The organism is Olivibacter sp. 47 (assembly GCF_030372825.1).
Lineage (GTDB): Bacteria > Bacteroidota > Bacteroidia > Sphingobacteriales > Sphingobacteriaceae > Olivibacter > Olivibacter oleidegradans.
Genome location: NZ_JAUCNR010000001.1, coordinates 4,991,657 through 4,998,883 on the forward strand (window position 1 = coordinate 4,991,657; position 7,227 = coordinate 4,998,883).

Annotated in this window: 6 protein-coding genes; all 6 read left to right on the plus strand. The window is 43.8% G+C overall.

The window, feature by feature from the left end; genetic code table 11:
* Positions 1–111 precede the first annotated feature (111 nt).
* Positions 112–1,089 (plus strand): hypothetical protein, encoded by a 978-nt coding sequence (locus QT327_RS21655; RefSeq protein ID WP_289554030.1) that lies wholly within the window; start codon positions 112–114, stop codon positions 1,087–1,089.
* Between the two features lie 28 nt (positions 1,090–1,117).
* Positions 1,118–1,948, plus strand: coding sequence for a hypothetical protein (locus QT327_RS21660; protein WP_289554031.1), 831 nt, complete (start codon positions 1,118–1,120; stop codon positions 1,946–1,948).
* Positions 1,949–1,965: 17 nt separating this feature from the next.
* Positions 1,966–2,988, plus strand: a complete 1,023-nt coding sequence (locus QT327_RS21665) for a hypothetical protein (protein ID WP_289554032.1) — start codon at positions 1,966–1,968, stop codon at positions 2,986–2,988.
* Positions 2,989–3,081: 93 nt separating this feature from the next.
* Positions 3,082–4,347, plus strand: a complete 1,266-nt coding sequence (locus QT327_RS21670) for a hypothetical protein (protein WP_289554033.1) — start codon at positions 3,082–3,084, stop codon at positions 4,345–4,347.
* 80 nt (positions 4,348–4,427) lie between these two features.
* A complete protein-coding gene (locus tag QT327_RS21675; protein WP_289554034.1) occupies positions 4,428–6,317 on the plus strand; it encodes an RHS repeat domain-containing protein in 1,890 nt (629 codons plus the stop codon).
* Positions 6,318–6,321: 4 nt separating this feature from the next.
* Positions 6,322–7,227, plus strand: a 906-nt coding sequence (locus QT327_RS21680; RefSeq protein ID WP_289554036.1) for a DUF6443 domain-containing protein, incomplete at its 3' end; no start/stop codon positions are given.

Genomic DNA, 7,227 nt, shown 5'->3' on the forward strand with positions numbered 1-7,227 from the left:
TTGACAATCGGCCCTTCCATATTGATCTCCATGAGCAGGTTGCAACATTGTTGGCCGTTATATAAGTCACATATCTTTTAGTTGATGATAGGAACTGGAAAGCCGACTAGCATGAAGCTGCTTACGATTGTTCTTAGTGAGACTTTACATCTTCTTGTACTCATTTTATTAATGGGTGCTTCGGGGATATCCTATGCCCAAAATACCTTTCCCGCTACAGGTAACGTGGGGATAGGTACAAGCAGTCCGACCAATAAATTAGATATCAGAGGTACCATTACTATGGAAAATGGAACAAACGCCTCAATTTTTACGGGCATTGGAAGCTCGGAATTAAACCGATATCTAACATTGCTAAATTCCGCTACGTTGGCTTCCGCATCGGGTCTAAAGGCAGGCGGAATTTTGGTTGCAGATGCCTATGCTTATGCAAACCCTGGTAAAAATGACTTGATTGTGAAAGGAAGTGTGGGTATTGGTACGCCCTCTCCTCAAGCTAAACTTGATCTTCAGGGCGGTGGCCTTTCTATTAGCGGTTCAAACCCTACAGCGGGTATCAACGGGTTTAAGAATGTATTTCAGATTAAAGCGACCGACCATGCCGCCATTATTTTCAATCCACGTGAAGCGACTGAGTTGATGTTCGGCTTTCATACCAACGGAAGTTTCTATTGGGGTACAGGAGCAAACTACGTTATGCAGTTAAACAAGACTGGCGACGCTCATATTTCAAACACACTTTCAGTCGGTGGAGCATTGAAATCAGGAAGCAAATTATCCGTAAAGGGAAAGATCTCAGCTCAAGAAGTAGAGGTAACCACAAGCAATTGGCCTGACTATGTCTTCGATGAAAATTATGAGATGAAATCCCTCGCCGAAATCGAAGCATTTGTAAACGAGCATAAACATCTGCCCGGTATACCTAGCAAAAAAGAAGCGGAAGAAGCAGGTGTTAATCTGGGTGACATGAACCGTAAGCTGTTGGAAAAAGTAGAAGAATTGACTTTGCACTTAATTGAGAAGGATAAAGAGCTTACTGATGTAAAGGATCGGCTGCTTCTCTTAGAGCAAGCCTTTTCAAAACAGTAACGAATACGATCAAATTCGATTCTTAGATATGATAAGGAATTTTTACACACTATTGGCGGTGATGCTCCTATCGACATTCACGGCGTACACGCAGGTAAATATACCGATGGTATCAAACGGAGGGCCTGCGGGGGCAGGTTCCTGGATCCTCTTTCAATCGGGGAATCAGAACACCTCAATCCAGGAGAATTTCGGCATAAATATCTATGGTGATGCCGGACGACCGGTTAGGATTCGAAATACAAACCTGATGGTTGGATATGGCCCCAACAATGCACCGATTGGAAACAATCTTTTTGTCAGTGGAAAAATTGGCTTGGGCACCCTTACTCCGGAAGCAAAACTGCATATCGATGGTAATATTTATGCCCTAGGCAGTGAATCCAGATTTTCTTACCAAAGCTTTGTAGACCCGCATTCGGGGGCTGCCTATGGTATTAAAGTGGGTGGCGCCGGTATAGCCGTAAGGGGAAAATCAGTGTTTCTGGATAATGTCGGTATAGGCACGACTAACCCACAGGCAAAATTAACCGTCGAAGGAAATATTCTAGCTAAAGAGATCAAAGTGAAGACAGATATCTCTGTACCTGACTATGTTTTTGAACCGGATTATAAAATGCGATCGCTTGCCGAAATCGAAAATTATGTCAAGGAGCATAAGCATTTACCGGAGGTTCCATCAGCTAAAGAGATAGGTGAAGAGGGGCTAGATCTGGCAGCGATGAACCTGCTTTTATTGAAAAAGGTGGAGGAGCTCACAATTATACTGATTGAAAAGGAGAAGGAAAGTAATTGTATGAATACAAAGCTCGAAAAATTAACTTCTGAGGTGAAGAAGCTTCAAGATAAAATTCACTAAAGTAAACATAAGTCTTTATGAAAAAAAAGCTACTATTATCCATTCTTTTAATAGGTTGTGCCAAAGTTTACGGACAAACTAAACTCACCATTCCAGACACACGGGATGCGGTAACACTACCTACTTCTTACGCGCAGGCTTTTGAGGTTCATTTTAAACGAAATACATCTGTTAATCTTTCGCTTCCGGGTACCTATTCGACAATCGTTGGGTTACGTGGATGGAGAGATGATTCGGGAGGTAAGGCCCATGAATTAGCCTTTACCAATGGGGATATCTATGTACGATCCGGATTAAACGCTGGTTGGGAGGCATGGCGAAAAATGTTATCCGAAGATATAAATGGTAGAGTGGGGATCGGAACTACATCACCAACAGATTTATTGGAAATTAATCATGGTGCAGAACGTAAGGGAATAACACTTATCGGCGAAGGAAATGCTAGTGCCTACACAGATATCGGTTTCAAAAAAGAAAGTATAACAGCATTACCTGACGGGACGGTTTGGGCTTGGTACATTAGTCATCGAAAGGACGGATATTTTTCAGATAGCGCCTCACCCGGTACTTCCCTTGAGTTTTACGGAATCAGAAAAAATACCGGTTATTACGCACCACTAAGTTTCAAGTCTAACGGAGATGTCATTTTGGCCTCTGCTAAGGGTGCAACCAGTGGTAATGTAGGCATAGGCACAACAAATCCCCAAGCCAAACTAGCTGTAAACGGTAATATCCTCGCTAAAGAAATCAAAGTAAAAACGGATATATCCGTGCCTGATTACGTCTTTGAACCGGATTATAAAATGCTCTCATTATCTGAAGTTGAAAATTATGTAAAGGAACACAAACATTTACCGGAAATTCCCTCAGCGAAGGAAATTGGAGAGGACGGTTTGGATCTAGGAGCGATGAACCTGCTTTTACTGAAAAAGGTGGAGGAGTTGACTTTGCATTTAATTGATAAGGATAAAATAATCAGTGAACAGCAAAGTGCGTTAACACAATTGTTTGAGCGTATGGAAAATCTAGAACGTCAATAAAGCTTATCCTATACGGGAATGAAATACCACTTTGTTATACTCTTTTTGCAGTTCTTTATTCAACGTTTAACCATAATAACACATTTCTGACTTATGATCAAAATCAATAAACAGAGACTTATACAAAAGTACTTTTATCCACTTGTTCTCTTCGCGATATTAACGAGTAAGGTTAATGCGCAAGTTGACGTATCAAAGGTGCTTAGTCAAAATATTATCGAACCTTCGCCTACGGCGACGTCTCTAGGCAAATATGGAGAATATCCAGTATCTCTGTATAACGGACTGATAAATATTAACCAGAACCTATTAAAGATAAATAGTGGAGAACTGTCTCTCAATGTTTCGCTCTCTTATCATGCAGGAGGAAATAAACCGTCTGATATTCCCGGGTGGGTGGGCTTAGGTTTCAGTTTAAACGCAGGTGGGGTCATCACAAGGATAGTTCAGGATTTACCGGATGACAAGCAAGGTGGTTTCTATACTTCTCTTAACGAAATAAAAGCTCAAATGACGAATTATGTGCCCAATTACGTTTTCATACAACATTATATGGAAAGACGTTTTGATGCCAAATCAGATAGATATTTATTCAACTTTAACGGGTATAGCGGAGAGTTTATGCTGGATTGGGAAGGAAATGTTCAGTTTTTAAAAGCCGAGCCTTTCAAAATTACGATTAACAAAAGTTTATTCAGTTTCGATTCGTTCGATATCACTACGGAAGATGGCACTGTCTACACATTTGCGAACCCTGAGCAATCGCGGTATACAACATCACAGGGCTCGGGGGAATACTATAATTCTTCTTGGTATCTTTCTAACATTAAAAATGCAAAAGGATCAACTATTACATTTCAGTATTCGACCGGAACGAAATATAGATACAAACAACATTCGTCAGAGCGTTTAGCGATAGGTGCACTTACAACCCATCCATATTTATACATTCATGACGAACAGATTGCAACTGGAAACGATGTCGATAAAGTGATTTATTTGGAGGAAATCACTTTTGACAACGGCAAATTAATTTTCCATACATCAAAGAGGCTCGATCCATATTACGTTCCCAACTCCTCATCAAGTAATTCTGCAGAAGAGAGAAAACTTGATTCCATAGTGCTAAAGGGAAGGGACGGCGTCGCCAAAAGACGATGGGAACTGATATATATCGAAAATAATGAACGATTGAAACTTAAAACTTTAATATCGAGAGATTTAAAAAGCAATCAGTATGAGAAATATGAATTTTTTTATAACGCTCAAAAATTGCTATCAACTTTGGGACTTATGTCAATCCCTTTAATACCAATAGTGTTGACTATTGGGGGTACTACAACGGAAAGGCTAACCTGAATGGAAGGATTCCTCTCACAGAAACCACCTATGGCAACAAGCGATACGGAAGTGCGGACAGAACTCCTTCTGCAGAATTTATGAAAGCCGAGATACTGGAAAAGATAGTGTACCCGACCGGCGGGTACACTATATTCGAATTTGAGCCGAACGATTATGTTAGACAGGGTGCCTCGTTTACAGAAGCGCCGATGGTAGAATATGTATGGGAAAGCAGTCAGTTTTCGTTCGAAGATGGGTACTTTGATGTTGATCCTGCTACGATAAACTTTACGTTGACCCAACCTACACTTGTAACCGTTTCGAAGAGTATCAAACGTTCGGGGCCGAATACAGCTTGGTTTCCGGGAACAGAAACATATGAGACCAAAAGCTATACCTATGGAGCAGGTACCTATAATCTTCGAACGATATTCAACACCGATCAATTAACTACCGATGCTAATTCTGATGTGCATTATGCTCTCGGATCAGTTAGCTGGAGAAAAGAAATTCCAATCAGTCCCAATAGACCGAAATTAGCGGGCGGTTTGAGGATAAAGTCCATAAGAAGTTTTGATGGAATAAAGGAAAGTATGAAGACTTTTGAATACAAAGAGGAAGACTCTTACTCCAGCGGTTTCTTGTCTATGTATCCAACGTTCTTTGTGCCAATGAGTGAACTGTGGCCAAACATGAACGGAATCTACTTGAGTTCTGAGCCGATCAATGATACACCGGAAGGTCCATCCGTTGGCTACAGTCGAGTGGTAGAGCGTTTTCCAGATAATTCTTATACCGTACATAAATTTACAACTTATGGTGATTATCCAGATCAAGAAAATTCTTTCAATGAGGGGACATCGAACGGATTGTTGGCTCATCTCACGTCCATGAATTTTATGAGGGGGCTTGAAAATGAGGTGATAACCTACGACATAAATAACAGACCGTTAAAAAGAGTTATCAATGAATATGAAGTTCTCTCGGGTGCTTCATTGAATATTGTGGGGGTTGACATAAAGCCAACGTTTAATTTTCCTTCGGAACTCTCTAATTGGAACGGTTTATATTATGGGATACTCACATCTCGATATGCAATACCTCGTCGTTTTACATATAAGAAAAAATCCTATCAAATATCCTTTGACAGTGGGGAATCAAATCCCTTGACAACAAGTACCGAATATTTCTATGGTAATCCGAAGCATGTTCAGCCTAATCGGGTGATAATTACCAAGAGTGACGGCGGCCAAGAAGTCATTGAATCGCTTTATTCTCTGGATTATGCAACAGGAACGGCATTCATTGACAACATGAAAAACAATAATCTGCTGGCGCATCCAATTGAACAGGTGAGGTACAAAGAAGTCGGTACTACAAGAACTATCCTTTCCGGTACAATCACGAAATATCTTGCGGGCGGTAAGGGACTGGTAGATCAGGTGCTTGAGCTGGAAACCTCCCAGCCCATTGCCCTTTCGTCCTTTAAGTTCAGTAACCGTGCCGCGGGGCAACTACCCTCAGGAAGCACGGGCGCTACCACCTTTTCTCCTCACAGTGGCTACAAGAGCAGGTTGATCTATTCCAACTACGATGCCTATGGCAACGCAAGGCAGGTACAACCTGCCTCGGGACCGCCCGTAACCTATATCTGGAGCTACAAAGGGCAATACCCGGTGGCCGAAATAAAGAACGCGCTGTTCACCGATATACAGACGAAACTGGGAGGCGATCAGACAGTGAATACATTTACGGATTCCTACCCCTCGGATACAGACCTGCGGACGAAGTTTAACGGAATCCGATCGTTATTGCCAAATTCGGCTCTGAGCTACTATACCTATGATCCCCTGAACGGGATGACCAGCGCAACGGACCCTTCGGGCAGAACCACCTATTACAACTACGATGGCTTTGGACGCTTAAAGGAAATAAAGGATACCCAGAGCAAGACAACGGATACCTATGAATACCATTACAGGCAATAGAGTCATGAAAACAGGAAATAAACATACGCTATTTATTGATCTTAAACGTGTCAATATGAAAGCAATCAAAAAGCTTTTCATCGGAGCGATGGCCTCGCTGACCCTGCCGTTGGCTGCATCGGCACAATTGGTGCTGAGCACGCCCACAACAGGTGTAAAGACAGACCCGGTGAGCATTACACTGAAACCGGGTTTCAGCACGACGAGCTTCCATGCCTATATAACGAGCATATTACCGCCCGTGGCGCTGGGCAGCAGCCCCAGCGCGGACCGGAACTACATCCGGACGCGGACGTACCTGAGCCCCGCTGTGTCGGCCACGCCGCAGACCAGTGAGATCATGGAGGATATAAGCTATTACGACGGGCTCGGTCGGCCCGTACAGACCGTAGGCACCAAGGCGGGCCCGGGCTATAAGGATATCATCAGCGCGCAGAGCTACGATGCCTTCGGGCGGGAGGACCGGAGCTACCTTCCGTATTCAAGCGGCTCGACAGCGAGCGGGAGCTATAAGGCCTCAGCGGTAACCGAACAGGCCGCCTTCTATAATGCGCCGCCGGCAGGGGTGGTAACCATCGCCAAACCCGCAAGCGGCGCCACCCCTTCATTCAGCAGGCCAGTATACGAGGCCAGCCCGCTGAACCGCGTGCTGGAACAGGCTTTCCCGGGCGCTACATGGCAGCCCGCCGCAACACGGGGCACCACTTCGGGGCGTACGGTGGTAACGGAATATACCACCAACAATGTGCTGCCGATCACGGAACTTGAAAACACGCGGCTGGCCAGGCTGTACACGGTCACCTATGCAGCCGGGATACCCAAGCTGAACCTGGCAGGGAATTACGCAGCGAACCAGCTCTACGTAACGGTGAGGAAGGACGAGAACTGGACCGGGGGCAGCGGCTTTGCG